Raw genomic sequence first — 18,720 nt, forward strand, 5'->3', positions numbered from 1 at the left:
AGGCTGAAATACGGCAATTTACATTTACTTTGGCTTATTTCTACAGATCCACCGGATTTAATATAGCCCAAACCCAAGGAAATCCGCGAATCTTTTAAGGATTCTGTCAAAAACTCCCCGTTGTAATTGGTCATTTTGCGGTTTGTTGGTTAGATGTGCACTCTCTATTGTGCAAAACTTCCCCTTTCTCCGGGGCTCCCACGAGGCAACCATGGACCATTCCGAAGCTGTATCCGAACGGAAATACTATATAGGCGAGCATTCCATCACAGCGCGGCGGATTGAATCGGGGTTGCACATCGTTTCGACCCCAATCGGGAACCTGCAAGATATCACCATTCGCGCACTGGAAACCCTTGCATCCTGTGATCTGATTGCCTGTGAAGACACACGCGTAACAGGTGTTTTGTTGCAACGGTATGGCATCCGCACACAAATGATGACATACCATGAGCACAATGCAGTGAAACAGCGTCCTCGCATTCTGGAAGTGCTGGAGCAGGGCAAAGCAGTCGCGCTTGTTTCAGATGCAGGCACACCGCTGATCTCCGATCCCGGCTTTCGTCTTGTGGGCGATGTGGTGGAAGAGGGACACAAGGTTATTCCTATTCCCGGTGCCTCTGCGATGTTGAGTGGATTGGTAGGGGCGGGTCTTCCATCTGACACCATTTTGTTTGCTGGGTTTTTGCCCAACAAAACTCATGGTCGGAAAAAGCGCCTCGAAGAACTCAAGGATATTCCTGCAACGCTGGTGATTTACGAAAGCCCTCATAGGGTCGGCGCTTCGCTCGCGGATATGCAAGAGATCCTCGGCAACCGGGCTGCGGTTGTTGCTCGTGAACTGACCAAGCGGTTTGAGACCTTCCACCGCGGCACTCTTAAAGAATTAAGTGACTTCTTCTCGGGGGATCGGCCCAAGGGAGAAATCGTTATTCTGGTTTCACCACCCGAAGAGCAAAACGCGACCGAAATTGATGCTGACAGCATGCTGCTAGAAGCGTTGAAAGAGATGCCGGTGAGTGCTGCTGCCAAAAAAGTTTCCAAAGCAACCGGGGTGGATCGCAAGACGATATACACCCGTGCTACGGAGCTAAAACATGCAGGAGACGACGAAAGTACCGAGGATGAAGAGAAGTGATCTTCTCAAAAAGCAGGCAGCTTACCGCAAGGGATTAACGGCTGAATTGAAGGCCGAAATGTTGCTGCGGCAAGCAGGTTGGCAGATCCTTGAACGGCGCTACAAAACCAGGCAAGGCGAGATAGATCTGATTGCCGAGCAAGACCAAACAATCGTTTTTGTTGAAGTCAAAGCCAGACGCTGCGTCGAAGAAGGGTTGCTTGCAATCACCCCTCGCTCACAACGACGAATTGCTAATGCTGCACGAGAATGGGTTTCTCTTCACGATGATGTGGTTGGAAAAACACTGCGATTTGATGCAGTTATTCTGCCTAAATGTGGAGAAGCCCAGCACTTTCCCAATCTTTTTGAAGCCGAAATATTATAATAGAATAATATTTTATCGCTAAATTATAGACAAATTGCTTTCTGACACACATATCTGCATCTATCATTCATTTTTATTTACGCGGTTTTCTAACCCTGCGTTATTTTAGGAGTGCCTAATGCCCCAAGCAGCTTCTTCTGGAGTTCAACGGCCAATTAAAGTTGCCGTTCAAATGGACCACATTTCCTCGATCAATATTGCTGGAGACAGTGCGTTTGCTTTGATGTTGGAAGCGCAGGATCGTGGTTATGAACTTTTCCACTACACACCAGAGCGTTTGGCGCTTTGGGGTGAGAAAGTTATGTGCCGTGTAGAGCCCGTGACAGTACGTGATGAAGTTGGCAACCACTTCAGCTTTGGGGAACCTCAGCGCGTGGATATGTCCGACATGGACGTGGTTCTGATGCGTCAGGATCCGCCATTTGATTTGGCCTATATCGCCGCTACACACATTCTCGAAAAACTTGCTGAGACCACCTTGGTGGTGAACAATCCAATTTCCGTGCGCAATGCGCCTGAGAAATTGTTTGTGACGCAGTTCTCTGATTTGATGCCAGCTACGCTCGTCACTCACGACAAAGACGAAATTGATGAATTCCGCAGGGTGCATGGCGATGTCGTTATGAAACCGCTGTTTGGCCATGGCGGCGCAGCGGTTTTCCGTGTGGCCGAGAAGGATCTTAACTACGGATCTCTCTATGACTTTTTTGCCGTCACCTTCCGCGAACCTTGGGTTATTCAGAAGTTCCTACCGAACGTAAAGCATGGCGATAAGCGCATTCTTTTGGTTGATGGTGAGTTTGCCGGTGCGGTGAACCGCGTTCCTGCTGAAGGGGATTTGCGCTCTAACATGGTTCGTGGTGGCTCGCCAAAAGACAGTGACCTGACAGATCGTGAACGCGAAATTTGTGCTCGCCTTAGACCGGCACTGAAGGAGCAGGGCCTCATTCTTGTTGGTATTGACGTGATTGACGGCAACCTGACGGAAATCAACGTAACTGCGCCCACAGGCATTCGTGCAATCCAGAAACTAGGCGGTCCGGATGTGGCTGCAATGGTTTGGGATGTGCTTGAGAAAAAACTTTCCAAATAAGATCATCAAACAAGGCCCTGTTTAATTTCGGGGCCTTGTTTTCGTGGTTGCCAGATTATTGGCCGTGGTTTTCAAGTTTTCTTTGAAAAACCTACACCGAGAACTCTCAGAGGCTTTTGTATTTCTGAGTATTCAAGGCTTGTGTGTTTCCTGTCCGTTCCTGCTTAATTATTGCAATGGCAAATTTTGCAATGACCGCAGGAGAGTCTGGTGTTTTCGCGCATATCGACCGTTTCCTTTCAAGGTGTTGAAGCTGCACACGTGGATGTGCAGGTGCAAATCAGCTCCGGCTCTGTTCTTTTCACTCTTGTCGGATTGCCCGATAAAGCGATTGCGGAAAGCAAGGAACGAGTGCGTGCAGCTTTGAACGCGTCTGGTCTCGCACTTCCTGCTAAACGCATCATCGTCAATCTGGCACCGGCTGATCTTCCCAAAGAGGGCTCTCACTATGATCTCCCCATAGCACTGGGGCTTATGGTTGCCATGGGAGCACTGCCTGCAGATGCGGTTGAAGGGTTTCTGGTTCTGGGTGAGCTCTCGTTAGATGGCGGCATCACTCATGTGAATGGCACCCTTCCTGCTGCTATTTCCGCTGTGGCCGCAGAGAAAGGTCTGATTTGCCCCGAAAGCTGCGGTTCTGAGGCAGCATGGGCAGATGAGAATCTAAAGATCATCGCTCCAAGTTCTCTTGTTCAACTTTATCGTTATTTTAGGGGCGAGCTTATGCTCTCAGACCCCAAACCGCGCAGTTCCCCTCAAAACTACAGTTCTCTCGATCTGGCTGATATCAGAGGGCAGGAGAGTGCAAAGCGAGCCTTGGAGATCGCGGCCGCAGGATCTCACAATCTGCTTATGATTGGGCCTCCGGGGTCCGGTAAAACGCTGCTTGCCAGCCGTCTCCCAACGTTGTTGCCGCCTTTGTCACCGCGAGAACTGCTTGAAGTATCCATGGTTGCGTCTATTTCCGGAGAGTTGGAAGATGGAGCCTTGAGCGATCAACGTCCTTTTAGAGCTCCCCATCATTCTGCCTCGATGGCCTCACTTGTGGGGGGAGGCATGAAGGCAAAGCCGGGTGAGGTGTCTTTGGCGCACAATGGCGTGTTATTTTTAGATGAGTTGCCGGAATTTGAGGGTTCTGTGTTGGATAGCCTAAGGCAACCCATTGAGAACGGCGTTGCCACGATTGTAAGAGCTAATTATCGCGTCAGCTATCCCTCAGTCGTGCAGGTGGTTGCGGCAATGAACCCTTGCAGGTGCGGCTATGCCGGAGAACCGGGACACACCTGCAGGCGCGGCGACCGATGTGCAAGCACCTATCAATCTCGCATTTCAGGACCGTTTTTGGATAGGATGGACTTACAGCTGCATGTTCCCGCTGTCTCCGCAAAAGACTTGATTGGCCCAAGTGCCTCAGAAGGATCAGCAGAAGTTGCTCAGCGGGTTATGAAAGCCCGTATGGTTCAACAGGAGCGCTTTAGGTCTCTGGGCTTGCAAATCACAGTGAATGCTCATGCCAGTGCACGGGTCATAGAGCAAATTGTGGAGCTTGATCAGGGAAGCAAAGAATTAATTGAGCGCGCCGCTATACAGTTTGGGCTTTCTGCACGCGGATATCACCGCGTCCTCAAGTTATCGCGCACGATTGCAGATATGGATGGTTCTGAGTGCGTTCAGCGCATTCATCTGGCGGAAGCCTTAAATTTCAAACGTTCTTCAACCTATTTGGCAGCAGCATAATCTGTTATATCTTTCTAGTTAATTTTTATTGGGTACCTTTAGAAATTTGTGAGGGCGCAAGCGTTGTTAAAGCAAAGGCTAAAAACGGAGGAGGGCTCTCACGTTATCACGCAGGCCCGCATGTCCCTTATCAAGCAGTCTGAAGTTGCAGAAAACTCCTCTAGCCTTCTAAAAACACTTTCAATTTTTGCTGGAGGTCTCAGCTTAGCTGCAGCTGTTTTTATGAGTGACCTTCAATCGTTTCAAAGTATCTCCGTTATCTTTTTCGCCTTTGCTTCAGGCGCAGTTCTGTTTCGCAGGTTTCCCGCAAGCGATATCATTGCACAGAACTGGAAAGCAGCTCAAATCAGGAGCGAAGTCGAGCAACTTGAAGATCCAACTGAGCTTGCAAGCGATGCAGATTGGCAATTACGTGAAGCCGATGACCGCCATCGCTCAATTCTCGACGCTTTGGGTGCAATCGTCTTCCGCTGCGATGCGAACGGCACAGTGCTTTCCATCAACGATGCGGGCAAGCGAACGTTTCCATCAGGCTTTGGCATTGAGACCAGCAAACCAGTTCACCTGCCGTATGCTGATGATTTCACGCCTGAATTGGAAGATCCGGCAGCAAGCACCAGCGAAGATGTAGCATTGCGCACCAAGTATGGAACGCGCTGGTATTCTTTGCTCCGATTGAGCATTCGCGACGGGAGTGGAGGCGCCCCGATCATTCAGTGGATCCTCACCGATGTAACCGACAGGCGCCATGCTGAACAAAAACTGCGGGACGACAGAGACCTTGCTGCAAATGCGAGTGAAGCTAAATCCCGATTCCTTGCAATGGTGAGCCACGAAATCAGAACACCTCTCAACGGTGTGCTGGGTATGGCAGATTTGCTGGAAGACACGTCGATTACAGCAGAACAGCAGAATTATATCAATGCAATCACAGCGTCCGGCTCAACACTGTTGATGTTGATCGACGAAGTACTGGATTATTCTAAAATCGAGGCGGGAAAGCTCGAGCTGGAAACTGCAAAAGTAGAGCTTGCACCCCTTGTGGAACGTGTTGTGGAACTGCTCTCTCCCAAAGCCCATGCCAAAGGTCTCCAGATCGGCTCTTATATTCATCCGGCTGTCCCTATACACATTCAAAGCGATCCGGCTCGCCTTCAGCAGGTGTTGTTCAATCTTGTTGGCAATGCAATCAAGTTTACTGAACAAGGCGGCGTTTGCCTGACTCTGATAGCCTCACAAGATGCATTGGGTGGGAAGCAGTTGGAATTCGCAGTTGAAGATACAGGCCCAGGGATGGATGATGTTACAGCCGTTCGTATTTTCCGCGAATTCGAACAGGGCGAGTATGGCCGTGATCGCAAATTTGGGGGCGCTGGTTTGGGACTGGCAATCTCCAAACGTCTAGCAGAGCTGATGGGTAGTTCTCTAACAGTCCAGTGCCAGCTTGGTCGCGGCTCCACCTTTCTTCTCGAGATGCCTATCAATCATATCTGCGAAGATACTTTACCCGAGAACCAAGCTCAAATCGCAATTATTACAGATAACCATATTGAAGCGGCATTGATTGAAAAAACGTTGCAAGCCAATGGGTTCAGCAATACTCAGTGCATTGCAATTAATACCTATGAAGGAACAGCTGCAACTGCAGCCTTCGATGTCATTCTGATTGGCGAAGAAAATGTGGAGCAGATCCGAGGGATACACAGAAAATTTGGAATTTTAGCACCAAAGGTTATCGTCTTCATCACACCGCAAGAGCGCGCCCGAATTGCCGATATTAGAGCTGGGGAATTTACTGGTTATCTTACCCGGCCTGTTCGGCGCGCCTCGCTGCTGCGTCTGCTCAACCCATCAGGTTTTGAGGCGATCTCTCAACCTGGTGACTCGGCCTCAATGACAGGCAAAATAACGTCACCGCCTCAAATGAGCGAAGCAACAGACCTAAACATTCTAGTTGCAGAAGACAATCCAATCAACTGGATGCTTGTGCGGGCGTTACTTGGAAAACTTGGACACAAAGCTGAGTTGGCTAAGGACGGCCACAAAGCCGTTTCGCTCACGACGGAGGGTACTTATGACGTCGTGTTGATGGACCTTCATATGCCGGGACTTGATGGGCTGGAAGCCATCCTCAAAATTAGAGGCGCTGACGATCAAGCCGCTGCTAAAGTACCGATTTATGTTGTTTCAGCGGATGTTATGCCAGAGGCGAAAGAAGAGGCCCTGAAAGCGGGTGCAAACGGTTTTTTAAGCAAACCCCTAAAAAAACAGGATCTCGAAGCCATACTAAGGAAATATGCTAAGAGCTGATTGTTATATTTAGCCTGTTCAATATCTGGAGGCGACTGTTATACTAAGTTTAACCGTGGCGACAGCATTGTTGGATCAGAGACTTCGTTTTTGAGCAGGTGTTTTTGGTTTTGTGTCACTTATTTGTCCTAAAGAGGGCCTATATTTCACAATATCTACCAAAAATAGCCACTTGAAACTCGATTGGTGTAAATTCAGAAAGGCGTTCTCTACATTGCGGTGTTTCATAACACATATGGCAATTTGAGATATTTACAGTATGGCTGGGTCTGGACTCCTCTCTCCGATGAATATCGTAAAAAAAATCGCACCTCACAAGCTGGCAGCGCGGCCCGCTCCGCGGTGGGTTCCACAGGCAATGCGCGCAAAAATAGAAAATGCGGGGCAAAGTTTGGGTAGAATTGGACCGTTAGAAGTTCGCTTATCCAATGGCGCTAAAGAGCTCAAGATGTCTCAACGGTTGCGCTACGAAGTGTTTTACGAAGAGATGTCTGCCATTGCAGATACTCCAACCCAATTTTCACGACTTGATCGTGATAATTACGATCCAATTTGCGATCATCTTCTGGTCGTCGATCATGACAGTCAGGTCCGCAAAAAACCATTTTCCAAAGCAAAGCCTCAAATTGTTGGAACTTACCGTTTGCTTCGTCAGGAACTAGCAGAGCTAAATGGCGGTTTTTACACTGCAGGTGAATTCGATATTCAGCGTATTATTGACCGCCACAGCGATCTGAATTTCTTGGAATTGGGTCGCTCTTGCGTGCTTAAACCTTACCGAACCAAGAAAACCGTTGAACTGCTTTGGCACGGTATCTGGTCCTATGTTTTAACGCATAATGTGGACGTGATGATTGGTTGCGCTTCTATTGAAGGCACAGATCCGGACCGCCTTGCAGAGCAACTTTCCTTCCTGCACCATTTTGCCAGCGCACCTGAGGAATGGCTTGTTTCTGCACTTTCTGACCAATATGTAGACATGAACCGTATGCCGAAAGAGCTGGTAAACCAGCGTGAAGCGTTGCGAGCTCTCCCTCCGCTCATCAAAGGTTACTTGCGGATTGGCGCTTACATTGGCGATGGTGCTGTTGTCGATCATCAATTTGGAACCACGGATGTTTTGATCATCCTGCCGGTTTCTAAACTGAATTCACGTTATGTGAACTACTACGGTGCAGATGCAAGCCGGTACGCCAGCTGATTCAATTTTGCGATCGTATAGAGTTTATTGAGGGCAGTATTGGCTGCCCTTTTGACTGGGCTGCTGTTGCGCCGTCAAACCTTCCTCAGTTTGAACATTCAATTGAGGTTAGTTCAATTCTTTCCATCAGCTTAACGCAGAATTAAGCGTGTTTCCCTAAAATCTTCGGGGTGAATTCACTGAGGCGGGCTTCCCTTGCCGGGAACATACTATTCTGCCTCTGCTTGCTGGTTTGCGTTTGTCCAACACCGTTATTCGGAAGAACTGTTGGGTATGTGCTGAAAAAGTCCTGGGGTTAATCGGAGCGATGGCGACACGCCAAAATGGAAATGGCACAAAGAGACCGCCTAACCGGTCCAATCCGCGCCCTTCCGCCCAACCTTCGTCCCCCCCTCAATCTCAGCGAACCGGCGCACCCAAACGTCCTCCACCCTCTCAACGACCACGTTTGCAGGGCGTCGCTTTGCGGCCTGGTGAGGAAGACGATTATATTCGTCGGCCAAGCAGAAGTACGGGCCGCTCTCAAGGTGAAGCCCCTCAGGGACAACGCGCAAAGCCACATGCAGCACGTCCACAACAACAAAAGCCACAGCAGAGTCAGGCGCCACGACGCTCGGCAAAGAAACCCAGCCGAAAGGCAAAGCAGCAAACACTTGCAGCCTTGGATATCGCCACAGCATCTGGTGGCAAAAAGAGTTCTAGCAAACCTCGTGGTTTTCTTTGGAAGTCTCTACGGTTTTCCATGTATTGGAGTGCCGTTCTTGGCATTTGGGGCATTGTTATTGTTGGCGTTATTTTGGCCTATTATGCTGCACACCTCCCGCCAGCCTCTCAATGGGCTGTGCCACAACGCCCGCCGAATGTACGTATTGTTTCTGCCAATGGAACGTTGATCGCCAACCGCGGCGATACCGGCGGTGAAGCTGTGCGGCTGGAGCAGTTGCCCAAATATCTTCCCGAGGCTGTTATGGCCATTGAGGACAGGCGCTTTAGATATCATTTCGGCATAGATCCGATTGGCCTCGCCCGCGCAGCATTTATCAACTACCGCAGTGGTCGCACTGTTCAGGGTGGCTCAACACTCACTCAGCAGCTGGCCAAAAACCTGTTTTTGAAGCCAGAGCGAACCATGCAGCGGAAGATGCAAGAAGTTGTGATGGCTCTTTGGCTGGAGTGGAATTACAGCAAAGATGAAATAATGGAGATGTATCTGAACCGGGTATATCTTGGCGCCGGTGCTTATGGTGTTGATGCTGCTTCCCGTGTTTATTTTGGTAAATCAGCACGTCTTATTTCGCTGGCGGAAGCTGCAACAATTGCGGGTTTGCTGAAGGCTCCAAGCCGTTACGCACCTACCCGCAATCCGGCGCGGGCAGAGGGGCGGGCGCAAGTTGTGATCACTGCTATGTATAACGCAGGCTTCATCACCCAAGGCGACGCCAAAAATGTGTTGTTCAATCCAGCTCACGTAGTGACCAGTAGTAATGGTGGTAGCGGGAATTATGTTGCTGACTATGTGATGGAGCTTTTACCTGGTTTTGTGGGTTCCATCGGCGAAGATATCATTGTCGACACCACAATTGACTGGGATATGCAACAAGCTGCTGCGACAGCGCTTTCCACACGTATCGCTGAGTCCCGCCGTGAGTTTAACGTCTCTCAGGGGGCAGTGGTTACACTCAACCGTAGCGGGGCTGTTCGCGCCTTGGTTGGTGGCGCAAACTACCGCGAAAGCCAGTTCAATCGCGCCGTTTACGCACGCCGGCAACCGGGTTCCGCTTTTAAGCCCTTTGTGTATTTGGCAGCATTAGAACGAGGTCTGAGCCCCGGAACCATACGCAAGGATGCACGAGTTACTTACAGAGGCTGGACACCCAAGAACTACACCAAACGTTATTATGGTGATGTGACATTGACCCAAGCGCTGGCGTTTTCCATCAACACCGTTGCCGCCCGTTTAGCACATGAAGTTGGACCGGCGAACGTTGCGAAAACGGCGCGGCGGCTTGGTATTACCTCTGCCTTAAAGTCCAATCCCTCTATTGCGCTGGGAACATCTGAAGTGACACCGCTGGAGATTGCAGCGGCCTATGTTCCGTTTTCCAACGGCGGTTATGGTGTGGTTCCTCACGTTGTGCGACAGATCCGCAATGAAAAGGGTGAAGTTCTCTATCGCCGTAAGGGGGATGGAACTGGACGGGTTATTCGTGGAGATAAGCTAAGCGAAATCAACACGATGATGGCGCAGACCGTTTATGCTGGCACGGGCAAGCGCGCGTTGCTGGCCGGGCGCCCTGCTGGTGGTAAAACCGGTACGACGCAAGGCTATAAAGATGCATGGTTCATTGGATACACAGGCTCCCTGACAACCGCTGTTTGGCTGGGGAATGACAATAATGCACCGATGAAGAAGGTGACCGGTGGCACACTACCTGCTGAAATCTGGGCATGGATTATGGAAACGCAACATCAGGGCATTCCGATTGCTGAGTTGCCGGGTGTTCCGTTAAACCTCGCAGAAACAACCCCGTTGGCACGACCAGGCACCACTCCGGTACGGCGCCAACCAGCATATGTTGCTGCGCCACAGCGACGGCAGCAAACGCCAAGGCCAACAACACAGACTCAACCTGCTCCGCCGCCTAAGAGAAGTAATAGCCCACTTGATCTGCTGGGACGGTTGTTTGGCGGCGGTTAAACTCTAGCTCTGGCCATACAGGTGGAGCTGGGGGCCATGCTCTTTCAACCAGTTTTGCGCTGGTTTGGTATGCGGCGCCAGTTGCTCGCAAATACGCCAGAAATCAGGAGAGTGATCGAGGCGTTCCAGATGAGCGACCTCGTGAGCTGCGACATATTCCAAGATATCTGGTGGAGCCATTATCAAACGCCAGGAGAATGAAAGCTTGCCGTCATGGGAGCAGGAGCCCCATCTGGTTTTTGTGTCGCGCAGGGTTATGCTGTGGAAGTTGCGACCCAGTTGCTTCGTGAAGTGCTGCACATGCGCTTCCAGATCTTCCTTTGCCAGTTTACGCAGGAAGTCTTTGGTTTTACGCGAGAAACTTTGGATTTCTCCCGGCAGCAAAAGCAGAGGTTCCTCCGTGTCGTCTTCTACATCCAGCCGCGACAACCCGCGCAATTGGCCAGAAGACCGCAGGGTATGCAGAACGCCTCTTATGGGAATACGGGCATGCTCTTCAAAACTAATGGATGCGGGGCGTGATCCCAATCGCTGCTTGAGCCAATCCACTTGTCGATTAGCAAAATCCTGCGCAGTTTTGAGGTTACCGCGTGCAGGTACAGTAATAACGGGCGCTGGGTCACCTGGCGGGATCCTGAGAATATAGCGTTTTGCTCTGGAGTTTCGCTTCAGCCGGATGGGGAGTTTCTCCTGCCCCATATCCACCTCAATAAACTCTGGCAAAACTTTCGCCCGCAGAAATCTCATTTAACCTCAACATCAGCACTGGCCCACCTTTGTTTATTGCAGAGAAATGGGTGATAGAAAAGCCAGCCAGTGCGATATGTCTTCATATTTAGCGGCAAGTCTTCAACATGCAAAAAGGCACTCTACCAGAGGCAGAGTACCTGATGCTTGTTATGAATGCAGAACATCCACTAAATTGCCTCGCCGGCAGATGGCCCAGAAGCGCGATTGTGGCGGTTACGCATGAAGCGATCGAATTCGTCCTGATCTTTTGCCCGACGCAGATCGTGCATGTGATCGTCAAATTCTTTGCGCATGCTATCAAGCTTTTTGCGCTCTTCTTCAATGCGGTTAAGTTCTTTTTCACGGTAGTCATCAAACGCTGCATTGCCGCTACCTGCGGCGGCTTGCATGCCGTCCATCGCATTTTTTAAATTACTACGATCCCACTGGCACTTTGCATCACGTTTCCAACCGGTCATGTTGTCACCCCACAAGATGTAGGCAAGCATAGCAAGACCAAGAGGCCAGAATACTACGAATCCAAGTACCATTAGTGCAATACTAAGTGGGTTCCACGACGGTTTTATTGCATTTACATTCATCAAATTCACCCCTTCTCTAATCAACAAACATGAAGTGGGGTGAATTTATTTTGTTTTCAAGTGACCGCCCAAAATATTATTAGATATCGGGGTATTCTCACTTCTCACTAGTCAGAATGCACTGCCTCATTGAGGTGTCGCGCTTGTTCAACCCAGTTATCGCGTAGCATGCGTCCGCGAATGTAACAGAAGGCCAAGCAGCTGCTTGGCCTTCTGTTACATTCGCGATCTGCCAGTAATGAAAGATACCGGCTCCATTGAGCGCACGTTCCAGCTTAGGTCCAACACCGCTGATCAACTGCAGATTATCTGCAACGCCTTTTGGTTCAGCTAACAGAATTTCGCGCAGTGGATCTCCCACGACTTTCCCTGAGGAGGTGTCGCGGTTCGCGGTTTTAACGGCCGTTTTCACCCCCTGATTTGCGCGCGCATTTGTTGGGTTTTCATGAATGAACTTAACAATGCGCGGCGCAATTTCAGAACGGTACTTGGAGCCATTAAACACACCGTAGTGGCCAACGTTCGGCTGCACATAATGCAGTCTGCGATCAGACGGAATGTTTTCACTAAGCTTTTGTGCTGCTTCTGTTTGGCCAGCACCGGAAATGTCGTCGTTTTCGCCTTCGACGGTTAGTAGCGCTGTACCCGTGATCTTTTTCGGATCAACGCGCTTGCCACGACAAAACATCTCGCCGCGTGGCAAGGAGTGCTCGATGAAGACCGTTTCAACGGTTTGCAAGTAGAACTCCGCTGTCAGGTCCATAACCGCCAGATATTCATCATAGAAATCACGGTGCTTGACTGCGTTGTCGCCATCACCTTCAATCAAATGCTGAAAGTAGTCACGGTGCGCAACAACGTGGCGATCTAAATTCATGCTCATAAAACCGGAGAGTTGTAGAAAACCGGGATAAACCTGACGGCCAAAGCCTTTGTGAGGGAAGGGGACTTCCATAATCACATTACGCTTGAACCAGTCGATGCCCTTTTCAACAGCCAGATCATTCACAGCTGTTGGTGCTTCACGGGTATCGATAGGACCTCCCATCAATGTCATGGTCGCTGGAGAGCAATTGTCGCCGTTTTCTTCCATCAGCGAGACGGCAGCGAAGACCGGAACTGAAGGCTGACAAACGCCCAACACATGCGTGTTTGGGCCAAGGAAATGCAACATCTGCGTGATGTATTCGATGTAATCATCCAGATCGAACTCACCATCAGCCACAGGGACCTGGCGCGCATCTTCCCAATCTGTGATGTAAACATCCAGATTTGGAAGCAACGCTTCAACTGTTCCACGCAGCAAAGTGGCATAGTGGCCAGAAATTGGAGCCACGATCAGAATCTTTGGGTCAGCATCTCGGGATTCCGGCAAATCTCTTTTGAAATGCAGCAGATCACAGAACGGTTTAGACCAGAGGATTTCTTCAGTGATGGTAATTTCCTGACCATCAACGACCGTCGTATTCAGCTCAAACTCCGGTTTGCCATAGCGGCGCGTGACGCGCTCCAGCATTTCACAGGAGGCGGCAACGGTGCGCCCTACCTGAGTGTGGGTGAGCGGATTCATGGGGTTTTGAAAGTACAGCTTTGTAAAGTCAGCCACAGCTCGGAATGGCGACATTGCTGCATGGTTCATTTCATACATATGGTAGAACAGCACAGAATGTTTCCTCCCTTGGCGATCGCTTCAGCCAATTCCTGTTCATGTATTTATTAGTCACAGCGACACGATTACTCAGAAGCCCGAAGTGCTGCACTGCAAAAGCATAAAAGGTGCTATGCCTATTCAGCAACATAGACTCTTGGAGAAATACCGGCCAACTTCAACTTTTTGAAGAACAAAGGCTTCTTAAAGCCAGTGGCGTGGACTGTTAGTGTAACGAATTATGCTGCAATGCACAATATATAAATTAATACCCCAATACCTCCGAGAATTATTGACGGAATTATTGTACTGAGTTGAATTTACAATGATTTTTATTGTAGTTAAACTTCAGGATGCCAATTCAGCAATTACGGCATCCAGTAGAGGAAAGCCTGAAGCTGTTGCACGTATACGGCTGTTGCCAACCCATTCTACCATGCCATTTTCTTGCAAATTACGCAGGCGAACAGGGTCAAAATTACGCCCAGAGAGTTGTTCGTAACGTGGAACATCTATCCCCTCATGCAATCTCATGCCCATCAAAAGCAGCTCATCGCCCTGTTCCTGGCGGTTCAAGACCTCTTCCAGAATGGCTCCGTGGCCGTTTTCTTCAATGAGGTTGAGCCACGTTTCCGGGTGTTTTTCCGTTGAGGTGGCAAGCTTGGAGCCGTCTTCCAGCGTCAACCGACCATGAGCACCGGGGCCTACGCCGACATAATCGCCGTAACGCCAATAAATGAGATTGTGCAGGCATTGCGCATCCGCCGGGGCGTGATTGGAGACCTCATAGGCTGGTAGGCCACGTGAGGCTGTTACTTCCTGCGTGAGGTCGTACATATCCGCGGCAAGGTCCGGGTCCAGCATCTCCAGCTTTCCAGCAGCATAGAGGCGCTGGAACATGGTGCCGTTTTCAATGGTGAGCTGGTACATGGAGAGGTGATCCGCAGCAAGGTCTATGGCGCGGTTCAACTCTTGTTCCCACCCCTTCAGGGTCTGATTAGGGCGAGCATAGATAAGATCGAACGAAATGCGTGGGAAGGTTTTTCGCGCAATTTCGACAGCTTGGATCGCTTCGGATACTGAATGCTGCCGTCCAAGGATCTTCAGCTCTTTGTCATCCAGTGCCTGAATGCCCACGGAAAGCCGGTTTACACCAGCGGCGCGATACCCTGCAAAACGGGTTGCTTCAACACTGGTTGGGTTGGCTTCCATGGAGATTTCGGCGGTTGATGGCAAATGCCAGAGGCGGGCGATCTCGTTTATAATAGTCTCGACCGTTTTTGGTTCCATCAAGGATGGGGTACCGCCGCCAAAAAAGACGGAGTCTACGGTTCTGCCCGGAACCATTTCTGCATACCGTGCCAGCTCTTTTACAATCGCTTTGGCGTAGAGTTCCTGCGAGACCGGCTGATGACGGACATGCGAGTTAAAATCGCAATACGGGCATTTTGCCAAGCAAAAAGGCCAATGCACGTAAATTCCAAAGCCGCCAGCCGGTGCCACAGTCATTCTTATTCCTTATGGTGCCCGCCAAATTCAGAGCAGTTGTCGCTTCACTAAGTTCGCTCAAACTACTCTGAATTATTTTCTGCACGTATTCTTTTCCGAAAACCGGAAGCCACTTTTCGGGAATACGCGTTATTCCGGCAGACACTCTTTTTGAAACTTTACAAAAGCACGAGCACGATGAGACAGCGCCTCGCCTTCTTTTGTGTTGTGTTTTTCTTCTTTGCCCATCTCACCAAAGGTTCTGTCGAACCCTTCTGGGATAAACATAGGATCGTAACCGAAACCTTCCAGACCGCGCGGAGGCCAAACCAGATCACCGTGGATTTCGCCACGGTAAAACTGGGTGTGTCCGTCCGGCCATGCAATGCAGAGCACAGCAACGAAGAAGGCACCACGATCTGTGAAGCCTGTCTCTGTCAGCTTGTCCTGCACGGATTGCATCGCCACGCCGAAATCCTTACCCGGACCAGCCCAACGTGCGGAATATATTCCCGGATCACCGTTGAGGCCATTGACGCAGAAGCCGCTGTCATCTGCCAATGCAGGCAGACCAGTTGCCTTGGTTGCCGCCAGCGCTTTGAGTGCAGCGTTGGCTTCAAACGTGTCGCCATCTTCTACCGGCTCTGGCAGGTCCATATCACCAGCAGAAATAACCTCAAAACCATGTGGGGCAAGCATGACGTGAATTTCACGCAGCTTGCCTTTGTTATGGCTGGCAAGCACAAGCTTGCCCGGCTCTAAACGACGGTTATTGGCGGTTGTTTCGGTTTCAGCTGGCATTAAAGCACCGTTAGCTTTTGCAACTCAACCAGTTTGGAGATGGACTGTTTTGCAAGACCCATCAGCTGGCCGAGTTCTTCTTCGGAGAATGGCACGCCTTCTGCGGTTCCCTGAATTTCAACAATGCCGCCTTTGCCAGTCATGACGAAGTTTGCATCGGTATCAGCAGAGGAATCCTCGATGTAGTCGAGATCAGCAACAGGTGTGCCCTCATAGATGCCACAGGAGACAGCAGCGATGTGATCTTTGAGAACTTTCTCAACTTTGATCATGTCGCGTGCTTCCATCCATGCCAAACAGTCATGAAGAGCAACCCAGGCGCCGGTGATGGAGGCTGTGCGTGTGCCGCCGTCTGCCTGAATAACATCACAATCGATTGTGATCTGACGCTCGCCGAGAGCTTCCAGATCCACCACAGCGCGCAAAGAACGACCGATTAGGCGCTGAATTTCCTGCGTACGGCCAGACTGTTTGCCAGCAGAAGATTCACGGCGCATACGATCGTTTGTTGCGCGTGGCAACATGCCGTATTCAGCTGTTACCCAGCCACGGTTCTGTCCGCGCAACCACGGCGGAATCCGCTCTTCCAAACTTGCTGTACACAGTACGTGCGTATCGCCAAACTTGATCAGGCAAGAGCCTTCAGCGTGTTTTGAAACTCCGCGTTCCAGGCTAACTGCGCGCATTTCATCAGGTGTACGTTTGGATGGACGGTTCAAGGTAAGCTCCCTCAGGTTGCTTAATAGCGATAAATTCACGAAAGATATTGGTGGTCTTTTAGCTGCGCTTTGCCGTTTGCGCAAAGGCTGCTTTTGGTTTGAGGCGCGATTTTGTGCTTAAAATGAGTTTTACTGGTTCAATTGCGGTGTGATAGGGAGGTAAAGTGGTCTTGAGCCGTGCTCTCAAGCCAGCACATGGTGTGGAGACCTACGAACGTGACGAGTATACTTCCATCTGTTCCGCTTGAAGATCTTGACCAGCGATCTCGCGAGATCTTCCGCAGAATTGTAGAGAATTATCTGGATACCGGCGAGCCCTCGGGCTCCAGAACTCTCGCACGCGGTCTCACGATGTCGCTGTCTCCGGCCTCTATCCGCAATGTGATGGCAGATCTGGAACACCTCGGCCTGCTTTATTCGCCGCATACCAGTGCGGGGCGCTTACCAACACAATCCGGCCTCCGCCTTTTCGTTGATGGCTTTCTGGAGGTTGGCGATCTTTCTAAGGAAGAACGCGAAAACATTGCCGTACAGGTGAAAGCCAACGGAGACGGCAAGACAACCGAGCAAGTGCTGACAGAGGCCAGCCAGATGCTTTCCGGCCTTAGTCGCGGGGCAGGGGTTGTTCTTTCCCACAAGACGGATGCAGCGCTCCGGCACATAGAGTTTGTGCAGATCGAGCCGCTGAAAGCCCTTGTTGTTCTGGTGAGTGAGGATGGTTCTGTTGAGAACCGCGTGGTTGATCTTCCTCCCGGTTTGCCACCATCAGCCCTGACAGAGGCTAGCAATTACCTCAATTCCATTATCCGCAACCGGACGCTGATTGAGGCTCAAACAGAGCTGATTCGACAGCGAAACGAGTTCCAGAACGAGTTGGATGTGCTCACCTCCAAGGTGGTGGATGCGGGCGTTGCTGTTTGGGGTGGAGACAACAGCAATCCGGGGACGTTGATTGTTCGAGGTCGCTCCAATCTGCTGGATGAGCTTGGGGCAAAAGAAGATTTAGAGCGTATTCGCTTGCTGTTTGATGACCTTGAAAACAAGAGCGAGTTAATCCGCTTGTTGGACCTTGCCAAAGATGGCGAAGGCGTACGTATTTTTATCGGGTCAGAAAACAAGCTGTTCTCGCTTTCTGGTTCCTCCTTGATCGTTTCCCCATACCGCGATAGTGAACAACGCGTTGTGGGCGTTCTTGGTGTGATTGGCCCAACCCGCCTCAACTATGCGCGTGTTATTCCCATGGTGGACTACACAGCCCGACTTGTAAGCCGCCTCATCGGCTAGAATACTGGAGTTTTCCTTGCTTTCCCTCACATCTGCCGAACTGGAACGTTACGCTCGCCACATCGTTTTGCGGGATGTGGGAGGACCTGGACAACAAAAGCTGAAAGCGGCCCGCGTTTTGGTGATTGGCGCAGGCGGTCTTGGTGCGCCGGTGCTGCAATACCTGGCTGCTGCCGGCATTGGCACACTCGGTATTGTTGATGATGATGTCGTGTCACTTTCCAATCTTCAGCGCCAAATCATTCACGACACAGAAAAATTGGGTGAACCCAAGGTTGCCAGTGCAGCTGAAGCGATCGCGCGGCTGAACCCGAATGTGCGCGTTGTTCCGCATCCAACACGAATTACCGGCCAGAATGCCATGGCGCTGATCAACGATTACCATATCGTGGTTGATGGCTCCGACAATTTCGCAACCCGCTACCTCGTTTCGGATGCGTGTTTTTATGCAGGACGCCCGTTGGTAACAGCTGCTGTTGGGCAGTTTGACGGGTCCGTTACGCTCCTGAAACCATTTGTGCAGGACGAAGAAGGCACCTACATCAACCCAACCTATCGCTGCTTGTTCCCGAACCAACCGGAGGCTGGCTCTATTCCAACCTGCACGGAAGCTGGCGTTTTGGGCGCATTGACGGGGCTTGTTGGCACACTTCAAGCTTTGGAAGTGATCAAAGAAGTGGTTGGTTTTGGTGAGGGCTTGATTGGTCGCCTGCTGCTGGCTGACACGTTGAACATGCATTTCGAGACCATCAAATACAAACGCTCCCCAAGGAACCCACTCAATGGCGATAATCCCAAGATTTGGGCAGAAATGCTGGAGAGCTAAGACTTACTCGTTGCCAAAAGAACACGGCGGAGAATTGCTTCCCCGCCGTTCCGGCCCCTCCACCACAGTGGGACCTAGC

16 protein-coding genes are annotated in these 18,720 nt (G+C 50.6%); 9 read left to right on the plus strand and 7 right to left on the minus strand.

Translation table 11 applies throughout. The features are described from left to right. Nucleotides 1–211 precede the first annotated feature (211 nt). From rsmI to BLS62_RS19025, 6 genes are all read left to right on the plus strand, one after another. The gene (gene rsmI / locus BLS62_RS19000) at nucleotides 212–1,138 is read left to right on the plus strand and encodes a 16S rRNA (cytidine(1402)-2'-O)-methyltransferase (RefSeq protein ID WP_093183977.1); all 927 of its coding nucleotides are present in this window, start codon (nucleotides 212–214) and stop codon (nucleotides 1,136–1,138) included. Beyond that, nucleotides 1,125–1,505, plus strand: coding sequence for a YraN family protein (locus tag BLS62_RS19005; protein ID WP_208990960.1), 381 nt, complete (start codon nucleotides 1,125–1,127; stop codon nucleotides 1,503–1,505). The genes rsmI and BLS62_RS19005 overlap by 14 nt, the downstream gene beginning before the upstream one ends. Before the next feature lie 118 nt (nucleotides 1,506–1,623). Next, entirely contained in the window at nucleotides 1,624–2,598 is a 975-nt protein-coding gene (gshB, locus tag BLS62_RS19010; protein ID WP_093183980.1) for a glutathione synthase, read from the plus strand. A 210-nt stretch (nucleotides 2,599–2,808) separates the two neighbouring features. Continuing rightward, a complete protein-coding gene (locus tag BLS62_RS19015; RefSeq protein ID WP_093183982.1) occupies nucleotides 2,809–4,335 on the plus strand; it encodes a YifB family Mg chelatase-like AAA ATPase in 1,527 nt (508 codons plus the stop codon). Between the two features lie 120 nt (nucleotides 4,336–4,455). Further along, entirely contained in the window at nucleotides 4,456–6,645 is a 2,190-nt protein-coding gene (locus BLS62_RS19020; RefSeq protein WP_093183985.1) for a PAS domain-containing hybrid sensor histidine kinase/response regulator, read from the plus strand. Between the two features lie 358 nt (nucleotides 6,646–7,003). Continuing rightward, the gene (locus BLS62_RS19025) at nucleotides 7,004–7,846 is read left to right on the plus strand and encodes a l-ornithine N(alpha)-acyltransferase (protein WP_244283651.1); all 843 of its coding nucleotides are present in this window, start codon (nucleotides 7,004–7,006) and stop codon (nucleotides 7,844–7,846) included. Nucleotides 7,847–8,193: 347 nt separating this feature from the next. On the opposite strand, the gene BLS62_RS31765 is transcribed toward BLS62_RS19025, so the two are convergent. Beyond that, the gene (locus BLS62_RS31765; RefSeq protein ID WP_208990962.1) at nucleotides 8,194–8,466 is read right to left on the minus strand and encodes a hypothetical protein; all 273 of its coding nucleotides are present in this window, start codon (nucleotides 8,464–8,466) and stop codon (nucleotides 8,194–8,196) included. A 122-nt stretch (nucleotides 8,467–8,588) separates the two neighbouring features. Here BLS62_RS31765 and BLS62_RS19030 point away from each other — a divergent pair, with 122 nt between their 5' ends. Next, nucleotides 8,589–10,544 carry a transglycosylase domain-containing protein gene (locus BLS62_RS19030; RefSeq protein WP_208991201.1) on the plus strand — a complete coding sequence of 652 codons (1,956 nt, stop codon included), beginning with the start codon at nucleotides 8,589–8,591 and terminating at the stop codon, nucleotides 10,542–10,544. A gap of 3 nt (nucleotides 10,545–10,547) precedes the next feature. Here the strand turns inward: BLS62_RS19030 and BLS62_RS19035 are convergent, their stop codons facing one another. The 6 genes from BLS62_RS19035 to rph form a co-directional block, all read right to left on the minus strand. Further along, on the minus strand, nucleotides 10,548–11,291 hold the full coding sequence (locus BLS62_RS19035) for a M48 family metallopeptidase (protein ID WP_093183988.1): 744 nt from the start codon (nucleotides 11,289–11,291) through the stop codon (nucleotides 10,548–10,550). Between the two features lie 170 nt (nucleotides 11,292–11,461). Beyond that, nucleotides 11,462–11,875, minus strand: a complete 414-nt coding sequence (locus BLS62_RS19040) for a DUF2852 domain-containing protein (protein ID WP_093183991.1) — start codon at nucleotides 11,873–11,875, stop codon at nucleotides 11,462–11,464. A gap of 97 nt (nucleotides 11,876–11,972) precedes the next feature. Continuing rightward, on the minus strand, nucleotides 11,973–13,538 hold the full coding sequence (gene phaZ, locus BLS62_RS19045) for a polyhydroxyalkanoate depolymerase (RefSeq protein WP_348271870.1): 1,566 nt from the start codon (nucleotides 13,536–13,538) through the stop codon (nucleotides 11,973–11,975). Nucleotides 13,539–13,871: 333 nt separating this feature from the next. Beyond that, a complete protein-coding gene (gene hemW, locus BLS62_RS19050) occupies nucleotides 13,872–15,032 on the minus strand; it encodes a radical SAM family heme chaperone HemW (RefSeq protein ID WP_093183997.1) in 1,161 nt (386 codons plus the stop codon). A gap of 129 nt (nucleotides 15,033–15,161) precedes the next feature. After that, on the minus strand, nucleotides 15,162–15,812 hold the full coding sequence (gene rdgB / locus BLS62_RS19055; RefSeq protein ID WP_093184001.1) for an RdgB/HAM1 family non-canonical purine NTP pyrophosphatase: 651 nt from the start codon (nucleotides 15,810–15,812) through the stop codon (nucleotides 15,162–15,164). Next, on the minus strand, nucleotides 15,812–16,531 hold the full coding sequence (gene rph / locus BLS62_RS19060) for a ribonuclease PH (protein WP_093184004.1): 720 nt from the start codon (nucleotides 16,529–16,531) through the stop codon (nucleotides 15,812–15,814). The genes rdgB and rph overlap by 1 nt, the downstream gene beginning before the upstream one ends. 195 nt (nucleotides 16,532–16,726) lie before the next feature. Between rph and hrcA the strand changes: the two genes are divergently transcribed. Then, complete coding sequence (hrcA, locus tag BLS62_RS19065) at nucleotides 16,727–17,815, plus strand: heat-inducible transcriptional repressor HrcA (RefSeq protein ID WP_093184007.1); 1,089 nt, start codon at nucleotides 16,727–16,729, stop codon at nucleotides 17,813–17,815. Nucleotides 17,816–17,831: 16 nt separating this feature from the next. Next, nucleotides 17,832–18,641: a HesA/MoeB/ThiF family protein gene (locus tag BLS62_RS19070; RefSeq protein WP_093184010.1), complete on the plus strand. Its 810-nt coding sequence runs from the start codon at nucleotides 17,832–17,834 to the stop codon at nucleotides 18,639–18,641. Nucleotides 18,642–18,720: the final 79 nt, after the last annotated feature.

Origin of the sequence: Pseudovibrio sp. Tun.PSC04-5.I4 (assembly GCF_900104145.1) — a bacterium.
Classification (GTDB): domain Bacteria; phylum Pseudomonadota; class Alphaproteobacteria; order Rhizobiales; family Stappiaceae; genus Pseudovibrio.